25 protein-coding genes are annotated in these 24,275 nt (G+C 66.3%); 14 read left to right on the top strand and 11 right to left on the bottom strand.

Translation table 11 applies throughout. From position 1 onward, the window contains the following. Positions 1-35 precede the first annotated feature (35 nt). Positions 36-1,097: a L,D-transpeptidase gene (locus AU197_RS19715; RefSeq protein ID WP_064404633.1), complete on the bottom strand. Its 1,062-nt coding sequence runs from the start codon at positions 1,095-1,097 to the stop codon at positions 36-38. Positions 1,098-1,286: 189 nt separating this feature from the next. Here AU197_RS19715 and AU197_RS19710 point away from each other — a divergent pair, with 189 nt between their 5' ends. Next, on the top strand, positions 1,287-1,580 hold the full coding sequence (locus AU197_RS19710) for an MTH1187 family thiamine-binding protein (protein WP_064404631.1): 294 nt from the start codon (positions 1,287-1,289) through the stop codon (positions 1,578-1,580). Here the strand turns inward: AU197_RS19710 and ricR are convergent. Further along, positions 1,577-1,867: a copper-sensing transcriptional repressor RicR gene (gene ricR, locus AU197_RS19705; protein ID WP_064404629.1), complete on the bottom strand. Its 291-nt coding sequence runs from the start codon at positions 1,865-1,867 to the stop codon at positions 1,577-1,579. The two genes, AU197_RS19710 and ricR, sit on opposite strands and share 4 nt — an antisense overlap. 2 nt (positions 1,868-1,869) lie before the next feature. Next, on the bottom strand, positions 1,870-2,487 hold the full coding sequence (locus AU197_RS19700; protein WP_064404628.1) for a DUF305 domain-containing protein: 618 nt from the start codon (positions 2,485-2,487) through the stop codon (positions 1,870-1,872). An 80-nt stretch (positions 2,488-2,567) separates the two neighbouring features. Between AU197_RS19700 and ilvD the strand changes: the two genes are divergently transcribed. Then, entirely contained in the window at positions 2,568-4,298 is a 1,731-nt protein-coding gene (gene ilvD, locus AU197_RS19695; protein WP_064404626.1) for a dihydroxy-acid dehydratase, read from the top strand. Between the two features lie 27 nt (positions 4,299-4,325). Here ilvD and AU197_RS19690 read toward each other — a convergent pair whose 3' ends face one another. The 5 genes from AU197_RS19690 to AU197_RS19670 form a co-directional block, all read right to left on the bottom strand. Next, positions 4,326-4,847 carry an MBOE_33420 family protein gene (locus AU197_RS19690; RefSeq protein WP_502687892.1) on the bottom strand — a complete coding sequence of 174 codons (522 nt, stop codon included), beginning with the start codon at positions 4,845-4,847 and terminating at the stop codon, positions 4,326-4,328. 85 nt (positions 4,848-4,932) lie between these two features. Beyond that, on the bottom strand, positions 4,933-5,316 hold the full coding sequence (locus AU197_RS19685) for an SRPBCC family protein (RefSeq protein WP_064405048.1): 384 nt from the start codon (positions 5,314-5,316) through the stop codon (positions 4,933-4,935). 64 nt (positions 5,317-5,380) lie between these two features. Beyond that, complete coding sequence (locus AU197_RS19680; protein WP_082696759.1) at positions 5,381-5,914, bottom strand: MBOE_33420 family protein; 534 nt, start codon at positions 5,912-5,914, stop codon at positions 5,381-5,383. A 25-nt stretch (positions 5,915-5,939) separates the two neighbouring features. Beyond that, positions 5,940-6,713, bottom strand: a complete 774-nt coding sequence (locus AU197_RS19675) for a DAPG hydrolase family protein (RefSeq protein WP_064404624.1) — start codon at positions 6,711-6,713, stop codon at positions 5,940-5,942. A gap of 1 nt (position 6,714) precedes the next feature. Continuing rightward, entirely contained in the window at positions 6,715-8,052 is a 1,338-nt protein-coding gene (locus tag AU197_RS19670; RefSeq protein ID WP_064404622.1) for an FAD-binding oxidoreductase, read from the bottom strand. Between the two features lie 65 nt (positions 8,053-8,117). Here AU197_RS19670 and AU197_RS19665 point away from each other — a divergent pair, with 65 nt between their 5' ends. Then, a complete protein-coding gene (locus AU197_RS19665; RefSeq protein ID WP_064404620.1) occupies positions 8,118-8,789 on the top strand; it encodes an IclR family transcriptional regulator in 672 nt (223 codons plus the stop codon). Here the strand turns inward: AU197_RS19665 and AU197_RS19660 are convergent, their stop codons facing one another. Further along, positions 8,790-9,455, bottom strand: a complete 666-nt coding sequence (locus tag AU197_RS19660) for an O-methyltransferase (protein ID WP_064404618.1) — start codon at positions 9,453-9,455, stop codon at positions 8,790-8,792. A gap of 307 nt (positions 9,456-9,762) precedes the next feature. On the opposite strand from AU197_RS19660, the gene AU197_RS19655 reads away from it, so the two are divergent. The 10 genes from AU197_RS19655 (at position 9,763) to AU197_RS19615 (ending at position 20,558) form a co-directional block, all read left to right on the top strand. Then, entirely contained in the window at positions 9,763-10,098 is a 336-nt protein-coding gene (locus tag AU197_RS19655; RefSeq protein ID WP_156434492.1) for a type VII secretion target, read from the top strand. 200 nt (positions 10,099-10,298) lie between these two features. Continuing rightward, positions 10,299-11,210: an ESX-1 system-associated protein gene (locus tag AU197_RS26105; RefSeq protein WP_231745073.1), complete on the top strand. Its 912-nt coding sequence runs from the start codon at positions 10,299-10,301 to the stop codon at positions 11,208-11,210. Between the two features lie 1,526 nt (positions 11,211-12,736). Next, the gene (locus AU197_RS19645) at positions 12,737-13,423 is read left to right on the top strand and encodes an EspK C-terminal domain-containing protein (RefSeq protein WP_082696777.1); all 687 of its coding nucleotides are present in this window, start codon (positions 12,737-12,739) and stop codon (positions 13,421-13,423) included. An 83-nt stretch (positions 13,424-13,506) separates the two neighbouring features. Continuing rightward, positions 13,507-14,685, top strand: a complete 1,179-nt coding sequence (locus tag AU197_RS19640; RefSeq protein ID WP_064404612.1) for a zinc-dependent alcohol dehydrogenase — start codon at positions 13,507-13,509, stop codon at positions 14,683-14,685. Positions 14,686-14,690: 5 nt separating this feature from the next. Further along, positions 14,691-16,151 carry an aminotransferase class I/II-fold pyridoxal phosphate-dependent enzyme gene (locus tag AU197_RS19635; protein WP_064405042.1) on the top strand — a complete coding sequence of 487 codons (1,461 nt, stop codon included), beginning with the start codon at positions 14,691-14,693 and terminating at the stop codon, positions 16,149-16,151. Positions 16,152-16,230: 79 nt separating this feature from the next. Then, positions 16,231-18,081 (top strand): hypothetical protein, encoded by a 1,851-nt coding sequence (locus AU197_RS19630; RefSeq protein ID WP_064404610.1) that lies wholly within the window; start codon positions 16,231-16,233, stop codon positions 18,079-18,081. After that, positions 18,078-18,245, top strand: a complete 168-nt coding sequence (locus AU197_RS26515) for a hypothetical protein (protein WP_197415607.1) — start codon at positions 18,078-18,080, stop codon at positions 18,243-18,245. The genes AU197_RS19630 and AU197_RS26515 overlap by 4 nt, the downstream gene beginning before the upstream one ends. Next, positions 18,242-18,667 carry a hypothetical protein gene (locus tag AU197_RS19625; RefSeq protein WP_064404608.1) on the top strand — a complete coding sequence of 142 codons (426 nt, stop codon included), beginning with the start codon at positions 18,242-18,244 and terminating at the stop codon, positions 18,665-18,667. The genes AU197_RS26515 and AU197_RS19625 overlap by 4 nt, the downstream gene beginning before the upstream one ends. Further along, a complete protein-coding gene (locus AU197_RS19620; protein WP_064404606.1) occupies positions 18,667-19,995 on the top strand; it encodes a hypothetical protein in 1,329 nt (442 codons plus the stop codon). The genes AU197_RS19625 and AU197_RS19620 overlap by 1 nt, the downstream gene beginning before the upstream one ends. Before the next feature lie 11 nt (positions 19,996-20,006). Then, positions 20,007-20,558, top strand: a complete 552-nt coding sequence (locus AU197_RS19615) for a nicotinamidase (protein ID WP_064404604.1) — start codon at positions 20,007-20,009, stop codon at positions 20,556-20,558. Here the strand turns inward: AU197_RS19615 and AU197_RS19610 are convergent. Then, positions 20,555-21,376, bottom strand: a complete 822-nt coding sequence (locus tag AU197_RS19610) for an enoyl-CoA hydratase/isomerase family protein (protein ID WP_082696756.1) — start codon at positions 21,374-21,376, stop codon at positions 20,555-20,557. The two genes, AU197_RS19615 and AU197_RS19610, sit on opposite strands and share 4 nt — an antisense overlap. Before the next feature lie 108 nt (positions 21,377-21,484). On the opposite strand from AU197_RS19610, the gene glgX reads away from it, so the two are divergent. Then, complete coding sequence (glgX, locus tag AU197_RS19605; protein ID WP_064404602.1) at positions 21,485-23,632, top strand: glycogen debranching protein GlgX; 2,148 nt, start codon at positions 21,485-21,487, stop codon at positions 23,630-23,632. Here the strand turns inward: glgX and AU197_RS19600 are convergent, their stop codons facing one another. Beyond that, on the bottom strand, positions 23,633-24,013 hold the full coding sequence (locus tag AU197_RS19600) for a hypothetical protein (RefSeq protein WP_064404600.1): 381 nt from the start codon (positions 24,011-24,013) through the stop codon (positions 23,633-23,635). Positions 24,014-24,275: the final 262 nt, after the last annotated feature.

The raw sequence follows: 24,275 nt of genomic DNA, 5'->3' as shown, positions 1-24,275 counted from the left end.
GATTCCCATCAAAAACCGTAGTCTCGGCGCCCGCCTCAGAACATCTGCCAGTCGGATGCGCCGTCGGGCTGGTTGTAGATGCCGGTCGAATTCTTGATCACCACGGCGTCACCGCTGCCGAAGTTGTCGAAGAACCACTTGGCGTTGGCCGGGCTCAGGTTGATACAGCCGTGGCTGACGTTGCTCTCGCCCTGCGAACCGACCGACCACGGGGCGCTGTGAACGAAAACACCGCTGTTGTCGATGCGCACGGCGTCTTTCACCTTGAGCTTGTAGCCCTCGGGCGAGTCCACGGGCACGCCGTAGGTCGAGGAGTCCATGACGATGTCGGCGAACTTCTCCAGGACGTAGTAGGTGCCGTTCTTGGTGTCGTGGCCCTTCTTGCCCATCGACACCGGGAACGTCTTCTCGAGCTCGCCGTTGCGATGGACATACATCTGCAAGGAGTCATTGTCGATGGTGGCGACGAGCTGCTCGGGCACGGTGAAGCTGGACTTGGTGCCGGAGGCGTCGATGTTGACCACCGTGCCTGCGGGCCAGAAGTCCTGCGGACGCCACCGCACCTGGGTATCACTGGTCCAGTAGAACCGGCCGGGAACGGGCGGGTTCGACGAGATGTGGATCGCACTCTCGGCCATCTGACGGTTGGCGATCGGCCGCTGGAAGTTGATGTAGATCGGTTTGGCGGCGCCGACGATCGAACCGTTGGTCGGGTTGAAGGACGGCGGCGCGAACACCGGTGCGCCGACGTACGGCGTGGGGTTCTGTCCGGCCGGCGTGCCCTCCGGAATCGGCTGCTGCTGAGCCAGCGGATCGGGCGGGGCGAAGAACGGGTTCGACGGCGGCGGAGGGGGCGGAGCCTCGGCGGCCGGGGCCGGCGGTGCCGGTGGCGCGGGTGCGGCGAACGGGTCCGCCGGGGGCGGCGGGAAGGCCGGCGCGGGTGGCGGCGCCGCGGCGACGGCCGGATCGACCGGCGCCGGCGGTGGTGGCGGCGGAACACCGGGCTGAGCGAGCGCGGACGGGCTGGCGAGCATCCCCCCGACGACGCTGGCCGCCGCGATCGCAGTGAGCAGCCGACTGCGCTTTACCCTGCGCATACACAACCTCCCAGTCGCAGAACTCCAACCAGTGTGGCATAACGCCCCGGGCCTCCCCGGCCGATGGCGCGCCTCTCCCCTCCGGGCAAACACTCACGCCACACTCGTGACCTGCACTGTTCATCGCTCATGGGCGCTCACTGTTAACAGCGCAGCTACCGAGCCGCCCTCCGGTGGCAGGCTTGTCCCATGATTGTGGCTTTCAGCGTGAGCCCGACGGGAGGCGACGACAGCGTGGGCGACGCGGTCGCCGAAGCGGTCAGGGTGGTCCGCGAGTCGGGGCTTCCGAACGAGACGAACGCGATGTTCACCAACATCGAGGGTGACTGGGACGAGGTGATGGACGTCGTGAGGCGGGCCGTCGACGCGGTGGCCGCTTCCTCACCGCGGGTGAGCCTGGTGCTCAAGGCCGACATCCGCCCCGGCCACACCGATCAGTTGTCGGCGAAGGTACGGCGGATCGACGAGGCCCTGGGCGGCTAGGAGCGCACCAACCGCGCGATGGCGGCGGAGGCCTCGGCCAGCTTCGTGTCGGCCTGGTCACCGCCTTCGGCGACCGCCTGGGCCACGCAGTGTCCGAGATGCTCGTCGAGCAGACCCAGCGCGACGGACTGCAGTGCGCTGTTGACGGCGCTGATCTGGGTGAGCACGTCGATGCAGTACTTGTCGTCCTCGATCATCTTCGCGATGCCGCGAACCTGACCCTCGATTCGACGCAACCTCTTGGCGTAGTTTTCCTTCTGCTGCGAATAGCCATGCGTCGCGGTCATGTTCAGCCCCTCAACATCTGATTCATCTGGTCGATCTCCGCCTGCTGCGTGTCGACGATGGTCTGAGCCAGCCGCTTGGCGTCGGCGTTCTCGCCGTTGTCGAGTTCGGCGCGGGCCATCTCGATCGCACCCTGGTGGTGGGCGATCATCGACTGCAGCCACAGGGTGTCGAACTCGGCGCCCGACAGCGTCTGCAGCTTGGCCATGGTGGCGTCGTCGACCATGCCCTGCATCGCACCGCCGTGGCCCTCGTGACCGCCGTGCCCGGTGGCGGCGTCGGGGTTCTCCTTCCACTGCACGAGCAGCACCTGCATGGTGCGGATCTCGGGCTCCTGGGCCTTCGAGATCTGATCGGCGAGCGCCTTCAACTCCGGATTCACCGAGCGCTCCGGAACCAGCGCCGACAGTTCGACGGCCTGCTCGTGGTGCGGAATCATGTCAGTTGCGAAGGCGACGTCGGCGGCGTTGTAGCCGGCCGGTTGCCCGCTGATCACCGGTTCGTCGGGATGCTGGTGGTCGGTGTGTCCGTCAGAGGCCGGGGTGCTGGTGCAGGATGCGAGCATCAGCGCGGTGGCGAGGGCGAGCAGGACAGCGGCGAGGCGAGCGATCAGCGACGGCATGCGCCCGATGGTACTCCATACCCCTCGGGGGTATGAATAACGGTTTGGCCGGGCGAAACCACCGAAGGCATACTTGTTCGATGCCCTCAGAAACCCCCGACACCGAAACCCGCCGTCGGGCGGAGCCCGACATCAAGCCCCGCAGTCGCGACGTCACCGACGGCCTGGAGAAGGCCGCCGCCCGCGGGATGCTGCGCGCGGTGGGCATGGAGGACGACGACTTCGCCAAGCCGCAGATCGGGGTCGGCTCGTCGTGGAACGAGATCACCCCGTGCAACCTGTCGCTGGACCGGCTGGCCAAGGCCGTCAAGGACGGCGTCCACGCCGCGGGCGGATTCCCGATGGAATTCGGCACCATCTCGGTGTCCGACGGGATTTCGATGGGCCACGAGGGCATGCACTTCTCGTTGGTCTCGCGCGAGGTGATCGCCGACAGCGTCGAGACAGTCATGCAGGCCGAACGCCTGGACGGCTCGGTGCTTCTGGCCGGATGCGACAAGTCGCTGCCCGGCATGTTGATGGCCGCCGCGCGCTTGGACCTGGCCAGCGTGTTCCTCTACGCCGGGTCGATCCTGCCCGGTAAGGCCAAGCTGTCGGACGGCACTGAACGCGAGGTGACGATCATCGACGCGTTCGAGGCGGTCGGCGCGTGTGCGCGCGGGTTGATACCCCGCGAGGACGTCGACGCGATCGAGCGCGCGATCTGCCCCGGCGAGGGCGCCTGCGGCGGTATGTACACCGCGAACACGATGGCTTCGGCCGCCGAGGCGCTGGGCATGTCGCTGCCGGGCAGCGCGGCGCCGCCGGCCACCGACCGCCGCCGCGACGGGTTCGCACGGCGCAGCGGGCAGGCCGTCGTCGACCTGCTGCGGCGCGGTATCACCGCGCGCGACATCCTCACCAAGGAGGCGTTCGAGAACGCGATCGCCGTGGTGATGGCGTTCGGCGGGTCCACCAACGCCGTGCTGCATCTGCTGGCGATCGCCCACGAGGCCAACGTCAAACTGACGCTCGAGGACTTCACCCGCGTGGGCGCCAAGGTGCCCCATCTGGCCGACGTCAAGCCGTTCGGCAAGCACGTGATGTTCGACGTCGACCACATCGGCGGCGTCCCGGTCGTCATGAAGGCACTGCTGGATGCCGGTCTGCTGCACGGGGACTGCCTGACGGTCACCGGTGAGACCATGGCCGAGAACCTCCGCCACATCGCGCCGCCGGATCCCGACGGCAAGGTGCTGCGCGCGCTCAGCGACCCCATCCATCCGACCGGCGGCATCACGATCCTGCACGGCTCGCTGGCGCCGGAGGGCGCGGTGGTCAAGTCTGCGGGCTTCGACTCCGACGTCTTCGAGGGCACCGCAAGGGTTTTCGAGCGGGAGCGCGCTGCGCTGGATGCGCTCGAGGACGGCACGATCCAGGCCGGTGACGTCGTGGTCATCCGTTACGAGGGCCCCAAGGGTGGACCCGGGATGCGCGAGATGCTGGCGATCACCGGCGCCATCAAGGGCGCCGGTCTCGGCAAGGACGTGCTGTTGATGACCGACGGCCGGTTCTCCGGCGGGACGACCGGCCTGTGCGTCGGCCACGTCGCGCCCGAAGCCGTCGACGGCGGTCCGATCGCGTTCTTGCAGGACGGCGACCGCATCCGCCTCGACGTGGCCAACGGCACGCTCGATGTCCTCGTCGATCCCGCGGAGTTCGATTCCCGCAAGGCCGGTTTCGAGCCGCTGCCGCCGCGCTACACCACCGGCGTGTTGGCGAAGTACACGAAGCTAGTCGGGTCGGCGGCGGTCGGCGCGGTCTGCGGATAGCGCGCTCGCCGTCCCGCCTGACGACGGCTATCGAGGCGGCGGCGGATCGGTCGGCGTCAGCGCGATGGGCAACCAGTACGTGCCCGGCCCCTGGCCCGGGCATCCCGGTGCGGGCACCGTGAACGTGCGCTCACCGGAGAAGCTGCCGTCGCCGTTGGGTCTGAGCCAGTCCGAACGCTGCGTCGTCACGGTGCCGCCGCTGCCGTCGGGATTGCAGTAGAAGGGGTACTCGCCGGCGGACTCCCACCGATCGCCGTTCCAGCGGTATTCGAATTGCGCTGGCGCGTAGAGGTCTTGGGAGATCGCCGTCTCCCTCAACCAGCGGGAGATGCAACCGTTGACATCGCAGGCAGTGGTGAACAGGCCGAGCTGGGTGGCCGGCTGCGCGACGGCCGGTGCACCGTTGAACGTCTGTCTCGCGTGATCGAGTAGGGCGTTGTAGTAGCCGTAGATCGGCGCGGGTTCGGGGCGATCGGCGACGGATACGGGTGCCGGCGCCACCGTGATACAGCCGATGCCCACGGCGACGGCCAGTGCTTTCGACTTCACCGGAGCTCCTTTTCGTCGGAGCCCTCCACGGCCTGAGAACTCTGCGGCCCTGAATAGCACAGCGCCGCGCCGGATGTCGCCGAAATCAGCCAGTTTGTCGCGCGGACGCCAGCCGGGCTATCCGCGGCAGCGCGATCGCACACACGGGCAGGTATGCGGTCGCCCACCACGGCACGCCGAACACGATTCGGGATCCGCCGTTTTCGGCGATCACCTCATGTCGCGTCGCACCGACGCCGGCGACCTTCCACGCCCAGCAGCGGCGGGGGCGAAACTCGGTGATGGTGAACGGCAGCGCCACCCCGACCGGCGTGAACACCCTGCCTTGTGACCCGAGGTGCATGGCCCCGGTCTCGTCCAGCTCGGCGCCCGACACGGTGGGCCCCCACTGCGGCCAGGTGTCGAGGTCGGTGATGACATCCCACACCGCGTCGGGAGCAGCGTCGCTGCGTAACTCCACCGTCGGCATCCCGCGTCGGAATCCGAAGTCCACCTCTGGCTGATGCCCCGGCCGGCAGCGCGTTAAACGACGACTACGGAGGTGGCGGGTCGATGGGAGTCAGAGAAAAAGGCAGCCAGTGGGTTCCCGGGCCTTCGCCCGGGCACCCGGCCCCCTCGACGACGAGGGTTCGCTGCCCGAAGAAGCTGCCGTCCGGATTGGGGATCAGGTAGTCCGAGCGTGTGGATTTCACCGCGCTGGCGGGGTCGTGGCGATCGCACAGGTAGGGATACTCGCCGCTTGTCGTCCACCGGTCGCCGGTCCACCGGTACTCGTAAACCGGCGGAGCGCCCGGATTGCGGGCCTGGTCGTCCTCGTTGTTCCAGCGTGCGACGCAACCGTTCACATCACATTGGGTGGTGAGTTCGACGGGAAACGTAATGGGGTTCATCGGTGTCGGCCGGCCGTTGAACGTCTGCTTCGAGAAGTCGATGAACACGTCGTAGAACCCGTACAGCGGCGGCGGTTCGGGGCGGTCCGCGTGCGTGACGGGAGCCATGACCACGGCTGCAGCGACGGCAGCGACGGCAGCGACGGCAGCGACGGCCACCATCATCGATCTCGACATAGGCCTGCGTAACACACCGTGGCGATCAGTGCCCGGAGAATCGCGTGAAAAGCTCCGGAAGGAAGCCGGCGAGATGGTTCATCTCCTGCGCGCAGTGCACCATCAGATCACGCGGATTCGGAAGCTGACGCGCCGCGACGGGGCGAATCACCTTGTCCGTCAACCTGTTTCCGTGGCGGACACGCACATGCCTGCCGCCCATCCAGAACCGCGACCGCATCTCGGCACCGTCGGGCGTCGCGCGGACCTGATGCACCAGCCAGCCGACATCGACCGGAACATCGCTTGACCCGAGACGCGCGCAGATCGCCACCCCGTCGCTCAGGTCGCCGAGGCCCACTTCGGACGGCCGCACGAACCTGATCGCCGGCCGGGTGAACGACGACCCGAGGTACTCCTGAACCAGAGAGGTCCGTCCGACGTATCCCCCTTCGCCACCGCCGTCGTCCCAGCGGGCGGAGACGTGCGCGCGGGGATGCCACAGTTTGTAGCGGCGCGGATCATGGCCGTGCCACCCGAACCACCAGTCCCACATCGCCGGGGTGACGCCGGGCATGTCGGTGCGTACCGACACCTGGATGCCGCCGTCACGCAGGACGCCGTATCCGTTCTCGGTCTGCTGATATCCGTCGACACGCATCGCGACGATGTCGTCGAACGCCGGCAACGTCGGCTCCGCCTGGGGACCGTGCTGTAGCGCCTCGACGACATGCCCTGGAAGAGCAGTTATCTCGGGGTTGTAGAACTCCGAGAACTCGACGGCGAAGTCGTCATCGCGATAGCCGAGGTAGGACTCCATGTCACACCCTGCCCATCCAGCTGTGGAACCGCCCGTCGGGGTCATACTGCGCGCGAACGCGATCCAGGCGGGTCATCGCATCGTCGGTGGCGAATCGAGCCGGCCGCTGGCCGAGGTTCTCGTCGGCGAGCTGGATGCCTGTGGCCAGATGCGCCATCGATGCCATGTTCGAGCAGGCCCAGTCCGCGTAGCGATCGTCGTCGGCGGCGTCGCGCCAAACCGTATACAGCGCAAGATAAATATCGTCCTCGAGGCTGTACGCCATGTCCTGACGAGTCGGCGCGGGGCCCCAGTTCAACCACAGAAAGTGCGACGGGTGCGGGGGCAGGGTCTCGATGATGCGGCGGATCCCTGGCAGCAGTTCGTTGGCCGATGCCGACGTCCACATGTTGTCGGTGGCGTAGCGGTACCCGGTCGGATAGTTGCTCATCACCCCCTCGTACCAAGTCGCGAGGTCGGCGGGTGCGTATGGGACCGCGACGAGGGCCTTCTCACGGACCGGGCAGGTGTCGAGCAACGCCAACGCTTTTGTCGCCTCATCCTCGGAGTCCGCGAACACCGGTGATGCCATGACGATTCCCGGCTGCTCGATTCCTGCACCGGGCACGCTCCGGGACGCGACGATCTGCAACTCGACCCGTCGGTCGACGTCGGCACTGATCGCCCTGGCCCAGGTGAAGATCTCATCGGCCAACTCGATGGGATACACGTACAGGCTGCTGCCACAGATCGCTGGGCGCCGATACAGCTTGAGGTGGAACGCGGTCACCACACCGAAGAAGCCGGGCCCTGAACCTCTTGCTGCCCAGTACATATCGGGGTGACTGTCGGGGCTGCAGTGGATCCGCTCGCCGTCGGCGGTCACCACATCCAGTCCGATGACACTTTCACACGCCGGTCCGAGGATCCGGCTGTTCCAACCGTATCCGCCCTGCAGCAGATATCCGCCGATGCACACCCCCTTGCAATGCCCGGCCGGGAAGAACAGGTCGTGCGCCTCCAGGTCCGCGGCCAGCAGGCTGCCGCCTTTTCCGGGTCCGACCACCGCGGTCATGCGCTCGGCGTCGATGATGCAGTCGTTCAGCCGACTGACGTCGAGCAGCATCCCGCCGTCGCGCACGTGGTTGCCCGCCCAACTGTGACCACCCGAGCGCACGCCGACGCGAAGGTCGTGCGCGGCCGCATAGCGCAGAGCGGCGACGACGTCGTCGACATCGGCGGCTTGCACCACCACGTCGGGATAACGGTCGGGAGTGCGCGCGTTCCAGACGGTCGCGCGCCGGGCAGCCTCGTACCCGTCGTCGGCGCGGGTGAAGGAACGGCCAGATGGGAGCGCCATCGGGACCTCCTTGGTCCGTATACCGAATCTTTGTGAACCGGTATGCGGATCAATATAGTGAGGGCGTGACTCGTCCGGACCGAAATGAGCGAACTGATGCGGGCCGGGAAGACGGCATCCAGGTGCTGCGTCGCGCAGCAGCGGCCCTGGACGAGATCGCCGCGGCGCCCGGTCGGCTTCGGCTGGTCGATCTGGGCGCTCAGCTGGGCCTGGCCAAGTCGACGGCGCGTCGACTGCTCGTCGGATTGGTGGAGGTCGGCTTCGCGGCTGTCGACGACCAAGGCCGGTTCTCGCTGGGGGATCGGCTGCTCGGGCTTGGAAGCGCAGACGTCGCGGGGCTGGCGGCGTTGTTCCGGCCAACGCTCGAGGAACTGGCCGCGACCACCGGGGAGACCGTCGATCTGTCGGTGTTGCGGGGCGGCGAGATGTTGTTCATCGATCAACTGGAATCGGCGCATCGACTGCGCGCGGTATCGGCGATCGGCATGCGCTTTCCGTTGGAGTCGACGGCCAACGGCAGGGCGGCGACGGCGCTGTTGAACGGGTCGACCGACGTCGCGTTCGATCGGGACGAACACACGGTCGGGATTTCGGCCGCCGGTGTGGCGGGGCGTACGGCCGGCGGACATGTCGTCGCGATATCGGTGCCGGCCCCGACTGATCGGTTCGCGACCCGTGAGGAGCAGATCGTCACCGCGCTGACGACCGCGGCCGCTACGGCGCCCTGGTCGAGATGACTATCCGACGATGCGGGCGACGGCGAAGCCGTCCCAACCCTTGAGCCCGACGGTCTGTATCGCGGCGGTTTCCAGTTGCGGGTGGTCGCCCATCATCTCGAGCATCTCGCGCACGGCGCGGGCCTGAGCGTCGTCGGCGGCAGGATCGAGTACGCGGCCGAAGCGAGCGATGTTGTCCACCACGATGATTGAGCCCGGCCGACCGAGCTTGATGGCCCACTCGACGTAAGCGACGTTGTTCTCCTTGTCGGCGTCGATGAAGGTCAGATCGAACACGTCGCCGCGGTCGGCGAGCATCGGCAGCGTGTCGAGCGCCGCGCCGACAATGATCTCGATGCGATCCTGCACGCCGGCGCGAGCGAAGTTCTCCTTGGCGATCTCGGCGTGCTTGGGGTCGTACTCCAAGGTGACGACGCGTCCGTCGGGCCCGACACCGCGGGCGAGGTTGATGGTGCTGTAGCCGGCGAGGGTTCCTATCTCCAAGACACGGGTGGCCGACGACAACGAGGCCAGCAGGTACAAAAGTTTGCCGTGCTGACCGGAGACCTCGATGGGAGGCATGCCTGCGGCGTTGCCGGACTCACGCGCGGCGCGCAGGGCGTCGTCTTCGGTGTGCAGGATGCGGTTGAAAAGCTCGTCGAGCGACTTCGAGTCGGGGTCGGACATCTGCGGAACGATAGCGGAAACGACTGTCCGCGGCGAAGGCCGTCGTCGGGGTTTGCTGGCGTCGGCGGCCACGGCCGATTGTCCGGTGACGGTTCGAGCCAGACGCGGTGCCGATCGGTAACTCGTCGTGCGTGGCAGGGCCGCTTGAGAGCCCTTCGAACTGCGAGGCCAGCGTCAGGTCTGGCGCGCCGGCGTGGAGAAAATTGGCGCGATGGCCGGTGTTGCGGGTCGGGTAGCATTTGCCGGGTGACGCCTGAGGGGGCATGCCAACCGATCGGCGCGATGCTGATCGCTGCGCGGAATGACGATGACTGAGCCGCTGCGCATCGATACCGACCTGGTGCTCGAAGCCGGTGGACGGTTGCGTGCGCTCGCCGATGCCATCCCTGAGCCGCCGGCTTCGTTCAAGCCGGCGGGCGGCGATGCCTTGTCGACCGCGATCGCGGCGAAGGTGGCAGAAGTGGTCGATCCGGCGATCGCTGAGCTGCCGGTGGTCAAGGCGGAGTTGGCGAAGTACGCGCAGAACGTGGTCCACGCCGCCAACACTTACGACGCGGTTGACCGTCAGATCGCCGCGGAGATACGCAAGCGCCTCGAACTGCTCAACGATGCGGCCGGGGAGGGACCGGGGACCGCGCTGTGAGTTATCCGCCACCGCCGGGTCCGCCGCCAGGAAATCCCGGTCCGCCACAGGGATACTTGGGGCCATACGGTCCGTCGCCGCAGCAGCCGCCGTGGGCCCAGCAGTGGCCGGCGGGCCCGCCGCCGAAGAAGCGCGGTAACGCCTGGAAGTGGCTGCTCGGCGGTGTTGCACTGTTAGCCGTCATCGGAGTCACTGTGGCAGTGACGGTTTCGGTGACATCGGATGGTAGCGATGACGATCCGACGCCGTCGGGCGAGACCTATGGACTGGCGAGCGCCGACGACACTGGGCCCGTGAACATCATCACGGAAGACCCGACTTGTGCGGCGTGGACGCCCATCAACCAGACACTTGGCACGGCACTCAAGAAAGGCTGGGATAAGCGTGACGTGAGTATTCCGGCCACCGATTGGCCGCCCGAACTCCGAGCGCAATATGACGAGGTGGCCGAGGGGCTCAGGGTAGCGACGGAAGAGACTGTGCGATTGGCACAGCAGACACCACATCGGGTGATGCGTGAGCTGTACGAACAATTCATCGCCTATGGACGAGCATTCAGGGATGCGGTGCCGACATATACGGAGGAGGACAACCACCTGGCTGCGGCAGCAATTACCTCCACGAATGCACTCGTTTATATCTGCTCGGCAATCCGGTACGGGTCGGCCGCAGCTCGCTTTCCGCTCGTCGATCAACCTAAGCAACCGTCGGAGGTTCCGAGGCTGGAAGACCCTAACAATCCGTCAAGATTACTAACGGACGCTGATCGAACCTGCGACGACTGGGATCGTGTGCTCAATGAGTTCAACGCCCGAACGAAAGCGTGGCAGGCGCTGGACCCAAATTTGACCGCTTCGGATTGGACAGTAGAACAACGCGCTGTCGTCGAATCGGTAATACCGGAATTGCAGAAGTCAGCTGACGCGTTCGAACGAATCGCCTCGCGTACAGGCAATTTAACTCTCCGAGACCTAGCCATCTTCGCCGCGCAATATCGCCGCGCATATGCGGAAGCGCTTCCGACCTATATTGTCGCTGACAGCTATCTCGACCTCACCGCCTACAGAGTCTCGTCGTTCATCTATGAGGCATGCAAAGCCGTCAGGCAATAGCGATGGGGCGTTCTCGACCATTCGATCCTTACGGCTTGACCGCGCCGCCCGCATGGCCTGACGTTGATGAGGACGTCCTCAGCAGATGCAGTGACACCTTCGCTTACACATCGAAATCCCTCTCTTTGCAATTGGATTCGTTGAGACAGCAACGCTCCCGAATGTTTGCGGGCGCTGGAGGGTGGTCGGGAATTGCCGCGGCCGCAGCCGATGGCGCCGGTCGTCAACGTGAAATCGACCTTGAGTCGGCCAAGGAGATGCTGAACTCTGCGGCCAAGTTGTTCAGCGACAGTGCGCGTGCGGCGGCCAGCGCCAAGAACGTAATAATCAGCACTGTTGAACTAGCGAATAAGATTCTTGACTGGATCCGGACGAGCGAGGACATACCCGAAGATGCAAAGGCGCTGGCGATCAAAGAAGGCGTAGCAGCCATCCGAAGGGAAAATATCGCGACCATCGCAGTTGCAGCTGATCGGATAGCGGCTGTTTCGAACCGATTTCCGGAGGCTCCACCGACCGACGACAGGCAGCCCGCGACTGAGCGTGATCCAGCCCGAGACCCAGCTATCGGTCCGGTCAGCAACTGGCGGGGACTTGAACCTTCGACCGAAGTTGCCGACGCTCCTCCGCTAGAAGCCGGTCCGCTGGATTTGCCTGCAGGCTTGAGCAACGGCCGTGGTCCATCCGGAGAATCGCACAAGGTAGCGGAGGCTCCTCTTCCGGAAGCACCTGCCCTAATCGCAGACGCAGCCGTCACCTCCCGCGACCCACAAGGATCTACCACTCACACGGACGCGCCACCCATACAATCACTGCCTGGAGGTATAGATACGACCGAACCTCCTGCCGTCCCCGGAATCCCGGGCGCGCCAAGCACTCCCGCGGCACCCGCACCTCCACGCATCAACGCTCCAGCTAGTCCCATGTCGAGTGGCGGAACTTCTACGCCCTCAGCCCCGGCTACACCGTCCGCACCCACCGCGCCGAGCGCACCAAGCACCGTGAACCCCGCAGCCGCCACACCGGCTCAGGCGCAAATGGCTGACTTCCAAAGGACGATGGCCGATTCGGCAGCCAAAGCTGTTGGGCAGGCACCGATCCCGCCACCACAGTCCGCTCCGGTCACCCCATCAGCGATGCAGCCGCCCCCTGTTGCCCCGGCCGTGGACGCCGCACCGTCGACGCCACCCCAGACCACAGCCCCGACTGCTTCGGGTCCAACAACCAGCCAAGCACCCGTGGCGCCGCTTCCCGCGCCAGGCGCCGCTCCCGCTGCACCCGTACCTCTGGGTCCGGCACCCACTCCTCCGCCGGCGGCACCGGTTGCTCCGGTTGCCAACGTCGCCCCCAGCGTCCCGCCCGGCACGGCAGCTCCCGGTGCCAGCACTGTCGGCGCCCCTGCGCCCGTTCCGGTTTCGGCAGCACGCGCCCAGCGCGAGGCGATCGCGGCCTCGACCCTCCGGCGGCCCTCCGGCAGCGATCCCGCTCAACTCGCACAACGCATCGCGGCTGCCTTGAACGTCGGCATGACCGACATGGGCTTCTACTGGGTCACCGGCCTCGCGAAAGACGGAACCATCGTCGTCGCCAACAATTATGGCCTCGGCTACATCCCCGATGAGGTCAAGCTGCCCGACCGCGTCAAGATGGCTACCGCCGACGAAGGTATCCCGCCTCATGTTCGCGGGTCCTGGGCAACGTATCCCATTCTCGCACTTCATGGTTGGGCACAGCACCACAACACCGAACTACGCGCTGTCATCGCCACCGAGGACCAGTTCAAAGGCTTTGACCCGGGTGCACCACGGATTATCCTTCGGCCCGACGACATCCCCGAGAACGGCCAGATGAATGGCCGCCACCGTCTTCAGGTCATATCCCCCGACGCGGCAAGCAAATTGGCTGCCATCGCGCCCACCGGCCTCTCCGAGGTGCTACCACCACCACCCACCGACGCCACTCCCCCTGAGGACCGCCGCGCCCTGCTGTGGTTCGAAGTCTTCCGTCCGTTGCTCAGCAACTCTCCTGACCGCGCCCCGGTGCAACTGCAGTGCTTCGTCGCCTATGCCGACCACGCCCAAGAGCTGGCACTACACCGCGCACACACCGCGAGCGACGTCGCCGAACAGCGCGCCGCCATCGCCGACTGGATCTACTGGCAGCATCTGAGCGTCCTCATGCAGGACGCGATCGCCACCGACGCCACCGTCTGATCCACCGTCAACTCGCGCCCACTGCGGAAAGTTTGGCTCCCCGCTGAGTGGGCACGCCTCCCTCAGACCATGAGGAGGCGCCCATGCGAGCAGTCACCTGGCAGGGTCGTCGGAAAGTATCCGTCGACAATGTGCCCGATCCCGCGATCAAGGAACCCACCGACGCGATCATCCGAGTCACCAGCACCAACATCTGCGGCTCGGACCTTCACCTCTACGAGGTGCTCGGCGCATTCATGAACCCCGGCGACATCCTGGGCCACGAAGCGATGGGCGTCGTCGAAGAGGTCGGATCCCAGGTCGACGGCCTGCAGCCCGGCGACCGCGTCGTCATCCCCTTCAACATCTCCTGCGGCCACTGCTTCATGTGCGACCACGGCCTTCAGAGCCAGTGCGAAACCACTCAGAACCGCGACCAAGGGACGGGCGCCGCCCTGTTCGGCTACTCCAAGCTCTACGGCGAGGTCGCCGGCGGCCAGGCCGAATACCTGCGCGTCCCCCAGGCGCAGTACACCCACATCAAGGTTCCACACGATGGACCCGACGACCGCTACGTCTATCTCTCCGACGTCCTGCCCACCGCATGGCAGGCCGTGGAGTACGCCGCGGTACCCGACGGCGGCACCCTCGTGGTTCTCGGATTGGGCCCGATCGGCTCGATGGCCTGCCGTATCGCCGCGCACCGAAAGGGCTGCAAGGTCATCGGCATCGATCTTGTCGACGAGCGGCTCTCCCGCGCACGCGCCTACTGCGATGAGGTGATCGACCTACGCACCGACGACGCCGACGAGGTCGTCAAGAGCCACACCGACGGCCGCGGCGCCGACTCGGTCATCGACGCCGTCGGCATGGAGGCACACGGCTCGCCCGTCGCGGAAACCCTGCAGACCGCCAGCGGCTTCCTCCCCTCCCCGGTCGGCCGCGTCGTGATGAAGAACGCGGGCGTCGACCGGCTCGCGGCCCTGAACTCCGCGATCGCGCTCGTCCGTCGCGGCGGCACCATCTCCCTGTCGGGCGTCTACGGCGGCGCCGCCGACCCGATCAACATGATGACGTTGTTCGACAAGCAGATTCAGCTGCGAATGGGTCAGGCCAACGTCAAGAAATGGGTGCCCGACATCCTGCCGTTGCTGACCCCCGAAGATCCGTTGGGCGTCGAACAGTTCGCCACCCACCGACTGCCGCTCGACGACGCACCGGGCGCGTACGAGACCTTCCAGAAAAAGGAAGACGGCATGGTCAAGGTCATCCTCAAGCCCTGATGCCGATGGATCAATCCGAAGCTCCGCTGCTCGACGCTCTCGTCGATTACCGCCAGCGCAACCGCTACGGCTTCACCCCGCCGGGTCACCGGCAAGGGCGAGGCACCGACCCCCGGGTGCTCGACGTGCTGGGCCCTCAGGCCTTCGCCGACGACCTACTCGCCAACGGCGGACTCGACGACCGTCGCAGCAGCAACGAATATCTCACGCGCGCAGAGGATCTCATGGCTGATGCGGTGAGCGCCAAGGTCGCCTGGTTCTCGACATGCGGTAGCTCGCTGTCGGTCAAGGCCGCGATGATGGCGGTTGCCGGAGGCGATGGTGGCCTGCTCGTCCCCCGCGACAGCCACAAGTCCATCGTCGCCGGGCTGATCTTCTCCGGCGTGCAACCGCACTGGGTCACCCCGCGCTGGGACGCCGAACGACATTTCAGCCATCCCCCGTCACCGGACGACTTCCGCCGATCCTGGGATGAGCATCCCGACGCCGCCGGGGCGCTCGTGGTCTGCCCGAGCCCCTACGGCACCTGCACCGACTTGGCCGCGGTCGCGGACGTCTGCCACGAACGCGGAAAGCCACTGATCGTCGACGAGGCCTGGGGTGCGCACCTCCCGTTCCACGAGGACCTGCCGACATGGGCGATGGACGCCGGTGCTGACGTCTGCGTGGTCAGCGTGCACAAGATGGGTGCGGGGTTCGAGCAGGGATCCGTCTTCCATCTGCAGGGCGACCTCATCGATCAGGACCGGCTCTCAGCGTGCGCCGACCTGCTGATGACGACGAGTCCCAACGTGCTGATGTATGCCGCGATGGACGGTTGGCGGCGGCAAATGGTCGAGCACGGTCACGAACTGCTCGGCAACGCGCTCGATCTCGCTGGGCGCCTCCGCCACGAGATCGACATGATTCCCGATATCGAAGTGATGGAGGACGACCTGCTGGGCGCCGAGGCTTCTCACGACCTCGATCGCCTCCAGATCCTGATAGACGTCTCGGGCACCGGCACGTCGGGCTACCAGGTCCACGACTGGCTGCGGGAACACAAGCACCTCGACGTCGGCATGAGCGATCACCGGCGCATCCTGGTCACCATGTCCTTCGCCGATGACAAAGCCACCGGTGAACGACTGCTCGAAGCGCTGCATGCCTGGCGCGAGGCGGCCGACGACTTCAACCCGCCCGCTCCCGTGCAGCTTCCATCCCCCGAGGACATCGAACTGGAAACGGTGAAGCTGCCCCGCGACGCCTTCTTCGGTCGGGTCGAGCAAGTGCCCGCCGACAAGGCCAGTGGCAGGGTTTGCGCCGAGCAGATCACTCCCTATCCACCCGGAATTCCCGCGGTGGTCCCCGGCGAACGGCTGAATGACGCGGTCATCGACTATCTGCGCACCGGCGTACAGGCGGGAATGAACGTTCCCGACGCGGCCGACACAACACTTGAGACAATCCGTGTTGTCGCTACCTGATACCCCTGGTTTCGGTATCGCGGGTTCTGGCAACATTACCGACGAGTAAGGAGAACTCCGACTTCCGGCAGGTGGGCATATGACGAGTACTTGGAAAGCCTCAGAGATTTCGGTAGTAGCCCAGAGCGAGGGCGGCGGCGCCGCCATCCACGAAATCATCGGTCTGTCGATCGCCGCCGCTGTGATCGCCGTGGTGCTTTTGTGGATCGGCTGGATGCACCGCACGCACAAGATCGAGTGGTTGGCCCGCCTCGGCGACTGGTCCGGACGCCGATTCAAGCGGCCGTCATGGGTCGCCTTACCCATTGCGCTTTTCGTCGCGTCGATCATCTGCGCGCTGTTCGGATTCATCTGGGACGTCAGCCTGCACATCGGCAACGGACGCGATGACGGCGCACTCGCCAACCCCGCCCACTACTTCATCCTCATCGGCCTGTTCGGCATCTTCGTCGCCGGCTGCACCGCAATGGTGCTGCCCCGCGGCGCCCAAGAGCGACCCGGCCCTGCCGCGGTCCGCATTACCGACCACTGGTATGCCCCGGTGGGCGGCATCGTCATGGCCGGGTGCGGGTTGTATGCGCTGCTCGGATTCCCCCTCGACGACATGTGGCACCGCATCTTCGGCCAGGACGTCACGTTGTGGGGGCCCACCCACCTGATGATGATCGGTGGCGCAGGCTTTTCCACCTTGGCCGCTGCCTACCTCGAACTCGAAGGCAAGCGGGTCCGGACGCCCGACACGCCGCCTGACGGTATCGGTCTGAAGTTCATCCAGTACCTGGCATTCGCCGGGGTTCTGATCGGCATGTCCGTCTACCAGATCGAGTTCGACTTCGGCGTACCGCAGTTCCGCCAGGTCTTCCAGCCCATGCTGATCGCCGCGGCGGCCGCGCTCGCCCTGGTGGCCGCGCGCATCTTCCTCGGCCGCGGCGCGGCGATCATCGCGGCCGTCATCGCCATCGGCCTGCGCGGGATCGTGGCGTTCCTCGTCGCCCCCGTGCTCGACGCACCGGTCAACTGGTTCCCCCTCTATCTCGGCGCCGCCGTCGTAGTCGAGCTCATCGCCCTGACGCCACTGCTCAAGCGTCCGGTGCTCTTCGGCGCCGTGGCCGGCCTGGGTGTCGGCACCGTCGGTCTGTGGCTGGAGTCGCTGTGGATCAACGCCGTCTACCACCTGCCCTGGCCCAGCAGCATCTGGCCCGAGGCGCTCGCGATGTCGGTACCGGTCGCCATCCTGACCGGCGCGTGCGGCGCAATGATCGGCATGGTGTTGACCGAACAGCGACTTCCGCGCCGGGCGCTGAGCGTTGGCCTCGTCGTGTTGACGGTGCTTGCGATCGGCGGCGCCGCCGCCAACGGCCTGCGCTACAACGTTCCCGAGAACGCCAACGCCACCATCGTCTTGACCGAAGTCCCCGGTGACGACGGGGCGCGATTCGTCACCGCCGATGTGCAGATCACGCCCGCCAACCTGCTGAGCGAGGACCCGAACTGGGTGTCGGTGCTCGGGTGGCAAGGGGGACTTCCGAACCAGCGAGGCATGTTCGTCGACAACCTCGAGCAGGTCGGGCCCGGCCACTACCGCTCCACCGAGCCGATGCCGGTTTCTGGCACGTGGAAGACGCTCCTGCGTGTCCACGACGGCGGGATGCTGACAGCGGTGCCGATCTACCTGGCCGGTGACCCCGGCATCGGCGCGGAGGAAGTGCCCGCCGAGCCGAACATGACGCGTCCGTTCGTTTCGGAGATCACGATCCTGCAGCGCGAACGCAGCCCGGACATCCCAGAGTCGTTGTGGCTCATCGGATGCCTCGTGGTGCTCGTGTGCTCGCTCGCCATGGTCGCCGGTGTCGCCTGGGGAGGCGGTCGGATCAACCGAACCGAGCCGACCGCGAGTGAGGCCGAGCTACAACCCAGTGCGCAATCATGACGGGCGCGCCCGACAGCGCCGACGTCGTGATCCTCGCCGATCATCCGATCTGGATAGCGGTGCCCGCCTTCGCCCCGGCGATCGTCGTCGCCGGGGTGGTGGTCTACATAGCAATGAAGAACCGTCGTAAACGAGAAGAATCCAACGGGGAAAGCACAACGTGAAACCGACCCTCATCCGCTCCGGCGCGATCTGTTTCGCCGCGACGCTTGTCGTCGCCGGCTGCGGCGGCTCGCGCGATACCGAACCGGAAGCGAGTAGTCCCGCCCAGTCGACTGTTGGCGCTGCGGACATGCCGGATCAGCAGCGTCCGCCCGATCGCTTGACCATCGACGTCACGATCGAGGGCGGCAACGTCGACCCGACGAACGCACAGATTCAGGGCAAGGTCGGCGAGCCGATCGTGCTGCGGGTCAACAGCGACGCGGCCGATGAACTGCACGTGCATTCGGTGCCTGAACACACCTTCAAGGTGGACCCGACGCCTGGCCAGCAATTCCAGTTCACCGTCGATGTGCCCGGCAACGTCGAGATCGAACTGCACGAACTGAATCGCGTGATCGCCACCGTTCAAGTCCAGCAGTGATGTCGGGGCCGTCGGTCTCCGTACTGGCCCACGGTCTCGGCGGTTCGACGGATCTGCCGATTCCGTTCACCTACGCGGTGGTCGGGGCCGCATGGGCGCTGACGTTCACCTTCGCGGTGGTGGCGCTGGCATGGAAGAAACCCAAGTTCGATCCGGCCAATTCCGTTCGTCCCCTTCCGCGTTGGGTAACGGCGGTGGTCGACGCACCCGCGGTCCGTTGGGCCCTCGCGCTCGGCGGCTTGGGCTTCGCGGTGTGGGTCGGTGTCGCCGCCGTCCTCGGTCCCCAGGACGCTAGGAATCCGCTGCCCGGTGTCTTCTACGTCCTGCTCTGGGTGGGCCTGGTGGCCGTGTCGCTGATCATCGGTCCGGTGTGGCGCGCGATATCGCCTGTGCGGACGGTGCTTCGGCTGTTGGGCGGGCGGTCGCTCGGGCTCACTTACCCGGCACGGCTGGGCTATTGGCCCGCCGTGTTCGGCCTGTTCGCGTTCGTCTGGTTGGAGCTGGCCAGTCCCGATCCGGGTTCGCTTGGCGCCATCCGGATCTGGCTGCTGATCTATCTCGGGGTCACGCTGGCCGGGGCGCTGTTGTGTGGTGAGCGCTGGTGCACCCGGGCCGACCCATTCGAGATGTACAGCGTGGTGGCCTCGCGGCTGTCGCCGTTTCGCCGAGACCCCGGCACCGGCCGCGTCGCGATCGGCAACCCGTTCGACCACCTCCCGTCGCTGCCGGTGCGTCCGGGTCTCGTCGCCGTGATGGCCGTTCTCCTGGGGTCGACTGCGTTCGACAGCTTTTCGGCCATGCCCGAATGGCGCAACTTCGTCGACGACCATTCCTCCTCGACGCTGACCGCCACCCTCATCAAGACCGCCGGCTTGGCCACGTTCGCGGCTGTCGTCGCCGCCACGTTCTGGCTCGCCTCGATCGCGACCGGCGGTGTGGACCGCGACCGGCGCCGGCAACTGCCGGGGTTGATGGCTCACTCGCTGATCCCGATCGTCATCGGCTACGTGTTCGCCCACTATCTGACCTATCTGGTCGAGCGCGGTCAGCAGACGATCATCCTGCTGGCCGACCCGCTGGCGCGCGGGTGGAACCTGCTCTGGTTGAGCGACGCGGAGGTCAGCTACTTCCTGTCACAACACCCCGCGGTGCTGGCGACGCTCAAGGTCGGCTTCGTCTTGGCCGGGCACGTCGCAGGTGTGGTCGCGGCGCATGACCGGGCGTTGCGCCTGCTGCCGTCGGCTCACCAACTGACCGGGCAGTTGGCGATGATGCTGGCGATGGTCGGCTACACGTTCACCGGGCTGTACCTGCTGTTCGGCGGGTAGCGTCGGAGGGCATGAAGGCGCTGATCATCGTCGACGTGCAGAACGACTTCTGTGAGGGCGGCTCCCTGGCCGTCAGCGGCGGCACTGACGTCGCCCGCAACATCAGCCGGTTGCTCACCGGGCCGACCAAGTACGCACATGTGGTGGCCACCAAAGACTTTCACATCGACCCCGGTGACCACTTCTCCGACAGCCCCGACTTCGTGACGTCGTGGCCGCGGCACTGCGTCGTCGGTACCGCCGGCGCCGACTTCCATCCTCAATTCCGATCCGAGGCGGTCGAGGCCGTCTTCACCAAGGGCGAGTACTCGGCCGCCTACAGCGGGTTCGAGGGCACCGACGAGACTGGGACGACGCTGGCCGATTGGTTGCGTCACCGCGGGGTCGACGAGGTCGATGTGGTCGGTATCGCGACCGACTACTGCGTGCGGGCGACAGCGTCCGACGCCGTAGCCTACGGGTTCACGACCCGCGTCCTGCTCGACCTGACCGCCGGAGTTGCCGCCGAATCCACGGCCAATGCCGTCGAAGACCTGCGCGCGGCAGGCGTCGGCATCGTCTAGTCCGCGGCCGTCGGGTCGACGGGCCTACCCGTCCACGATGGCCTTCGCCCTTCCATGAACGCGCGCACCCCTTCTTTGGCGTCGTCGTGTCCCATCAGCCGCAGGTGGATCTCCGTCTCGCGGGCGCCGACCGCGGACCGGTCGAGGTCGTAGGACTCCCACAGCAGGCGCTTGCTGGCCGCCACCGACATCGGCGCGGTGTTGACGGCGATGTCGCGGGCGAGGTCCAGCGCGGCGGGCAGCACCTCGTCGGCAGGCAGCACGCGACTGCCCAATCCGAGCTGCACCGCCCGCGCACCGTCGAAAGTCGCTCCCGCCAGCAAGATTTCGGCTGCATTGGCGACACCGACCAGGCGCGGGAGAATCCAGTGAGAATAGGCATCGCCGACGACTCCACGCCGCACCTGCACGACGCCGTAGCGGCCCTCGGCGGCGAAGAACCGGATGTCGCAGTGCAGCGCCAACGTCAGTCCCAGCCCGATCGCGTGGCCGTTGACCGCCGCGATGACCGGCTTGGGCAACGTCCACGCGGGAACGTCCACACCGGCGGCGCTGAACCCCGGTCCGGGGGCCGCGAAGGTGTCCTCGCCGGCGGCCAGGTCCGCGCCGGCGCAGAAGGCGGGCGGGATTCCGGTCAGCACGATCACCCGCACCCTGTCATCGCCGCCGAGGGTCCGGTACGCGTCGGCCAGTTCCTCGCGCATGCCGTCACCGACGGCGTTGCGCTGCCGCGGGCGATTCAGGGTGATGGTCGCCACGCCGTCGTCGATGTCGGTCAGCAGGGTCCGGTAACCGGGCAGGTCGGGGCGGGCGGGCACGCGTTTCTCCTGGCTGCTGTGATCTCGTGCGGGTTTGGTTGTGATGCTGCCGCATCGGGCACACCCGTATCGTTCCGTTGTGAGTTGTGTCGTCGTCTGGAGTGAGAATTGACCCAAGCCCCCGCCCCCCAAGCCGCGTCCCACGAGGTCTGGCCGGGTAAGGCCTACCCACTCGGCGCAACCTACGACGGGACGGGCACCAACTTCGCGGTGTTCAGTGAGGCCGCCGAGAAGGTCGAGCTGTGCCTGTTCGACGCCGATGGCACCGAGACCCGCATAACGCTGCCCGAGAACGACGCGTTCGTCTGGCACGGGTTCATCCCGAACATCGAACCTGGCCAGCGGTACGGCTACCGGGTGCACGGCACATATGACCCGCCGACCGGTCAGCGCTGCAACCCGAACAAGCTGCTGCTCGATCCGTACTCGAAGGCCATCGACGGCAACTTCGACTGGAACCAGTCGCTGTTCAGCTACAACTTCGGCGATCCCGACAGCCGCAATGACGACGACTCCGCGCAGAGCATGCCGAAGTCGGTGGTCATCAACCCGTACTTCGACTGGGGCAACGACCGGCCGCCGGACTACGAGTACGCCGATTCGGTCATCTACGAGGCGCACGTCAAGGGGTTGACGCAGACGCACCCCGACATCCCCGAGAACATCCGCGGCACCTACTCGGCCGTCGCGCATCCGGTGATCATCGAGCATCTGCAGTCACTGGGGGTGACGGCGATCGAGTTGCTGCCGGTGCACCACTTCGCCAACGACTCCACGCTGATCGACAAGGGCCTGTCCAACTACTGGGGCTACAACACGATCGGCTTCCTCGCGCCGGACTCCAAATACAGCTCCAGCCCGAACCCCGGCGGACAGGTACAGGAGTTCAAGGCGATGGTCCGCGCGCTGCACGAGGCGGGCATCGAGGTGATCCTCGACGTCGTCTACAACCACACCGCCGAGGGCAACCATCTGGGCCCGACGCTGTCGATGCGGGGCATCGACAACGGGGCCTACTACCGGCTCGTCGAAGACGACAAGCGGTACTACATGGATTACACCGGAACCGGCAACAGCCTCAACGTCGGCCATCCGCATTCGCTTCAGCTGATCATGGATTCGTTGCGGTACTGGGTGACCGAGATGCACGTCGACGGATTCCGATTCGATCTCGCCTCCACACTGGCCCGGGAATTCTACGACGTCGACCGACTGGCAACGTTCTTCGAACTCGTACAACAGGATCCGACGGTCAGCCAGGTCAAGCTGATCGCCGAACCGTGGGACGTCGGCCCCGGCGGTTACCAGGTGGGCAACTTCCCTCCGCAGTGGACGGAGTGGAACGGAAAATACCGCGACACGGTCCGCGACTACTGGCGCGGTGAACCCGCCACACTCGACGAATTGGCTTATCGCTTAACGGGTTCGGCCGACCTGTACGAGCAGACCGGTCGGCGGCCCGTCGCCTCCATCAACTTCGTCATCGCCCACGACGGCTTCACGCTGCGTGACTTGGTGTCCTACAACGAGAAACACAACGAGGCCAACGGCGAGGATAACAACGACGGCGAGAGCCACAACCGGTCCTGGAACTGCGGCGTGGAGGGACCGACCGACGATCCCGAGATCAACGCGCTGCGAGCGCAGCAGCAGCGCAATTTCCTTACGACGCTGTTACTTTCGCAGGGTGTTCCGATGATCGCCCATGGCGATGAGCTGGGTCGCACCCAGCAGGGCAACAACAACGTGTACTGCCAGGACAACGAGCTGTCGTGGATCGACTGGTCCAGCATCGACACCGAATTGATGGAATTCACCCGCAAGGTATCGGCGCTGCGCGCGGCGCACCCGGTGTTCCGCCGGCGCCGGTTCTTCTCCGGTCGGCCGGTGCGCCACCGCGGCGGCGAAGGGCTGCCCGACATCGCCTGGTTCGCACCCGACGGCTCGGAGATGAGCGACGAGGACTGGGAAGCGGGCTACGCCAAGTCAATCGCGGTGTATCTCAACGGCCAAGGCATCCCCGATCGCGACGTGCGCGGGCAGCGCATCGTCGACGACTCGTTCGTGCTGTGCTTCAACGCCCACTACGAGCCGATCGACTTCGTGATGCCGGAGAAGAAATTCGGCGAATCCTGGATCGCGGTGATCGACACGTCGGCCGACGGCGACGACGAGCCGACCCCGGTCGAAGCCGCGCAGAAGGTATCCGTCGCCGCGCGCTCGGTTGTGGTGCTGCAGGCGGCCCCGGCGGAGTAGCTACTCGACGACCGGGAAGAACGAGTCGCCGTCCTCGGGGGTGCCGTCGATCTGCCCCCTGTTGCGGCCGTGCTGGTCTGGGTCGATGCGCTCGAACTGGTCGTCGGGGCGCAGCTCGGTGTCGCCGCTGGGCTCCCCCCTCGGCTCGTTCAGCTCAGGCTGCTCGGGCTCTTCGGCGGCCAGTTTCTCGTCAAGGGTCTCGTCGACCTCGCCGTCGGCGTTGATCTTGTCGGCTTCCCGCCACCCCTCTGGCGGATCGACCGTTTCGTCGCCGTCGGCATTGCGCACGTCGTCGGAGTCGAACGCCTCCGTCGGGCGCAGCGTGTCGCCGACGCCGCCGCCGTCGTTGGGTGAATAGCCTGGGTCCGGGTTTGCGCTCACAGTTGTTCGGTTGCCCACCTGCCGGGTGGCTAAACGCCGCATCGCGCGGCGTACGGACCGACGCCGTCCGTCGGCCGCAGCGCCGGAAGTGCTCGCGTTCGGCCCGACCGTAGCCGAAACCGACTGTGCGACAGGCCTCTTGACCGTCGAAATCGCTGACGCGAACACGCTTTTGTGCTACGGTTTGTCTCACAGCAACCGTGGCCGTCGCGAATGACAGTCTGAGTTGTCACACGCCCGGGCGGGGCGAGTAGGAGCCGAT

This window comes from Mycobacterium sp. IS-1590 (assembly GCF_001500025.1).
GTDB lineage: Bacteria > Actinomycetota > Actinomycetes > Mycobacteriales > Mycobacteriaceae > Mycobacterium.
The sequence above is the reverse complement of the archived record's forward strand: the minus strand, read 5'-3'. Positions and strand labels throughout refer to the sequence as shown.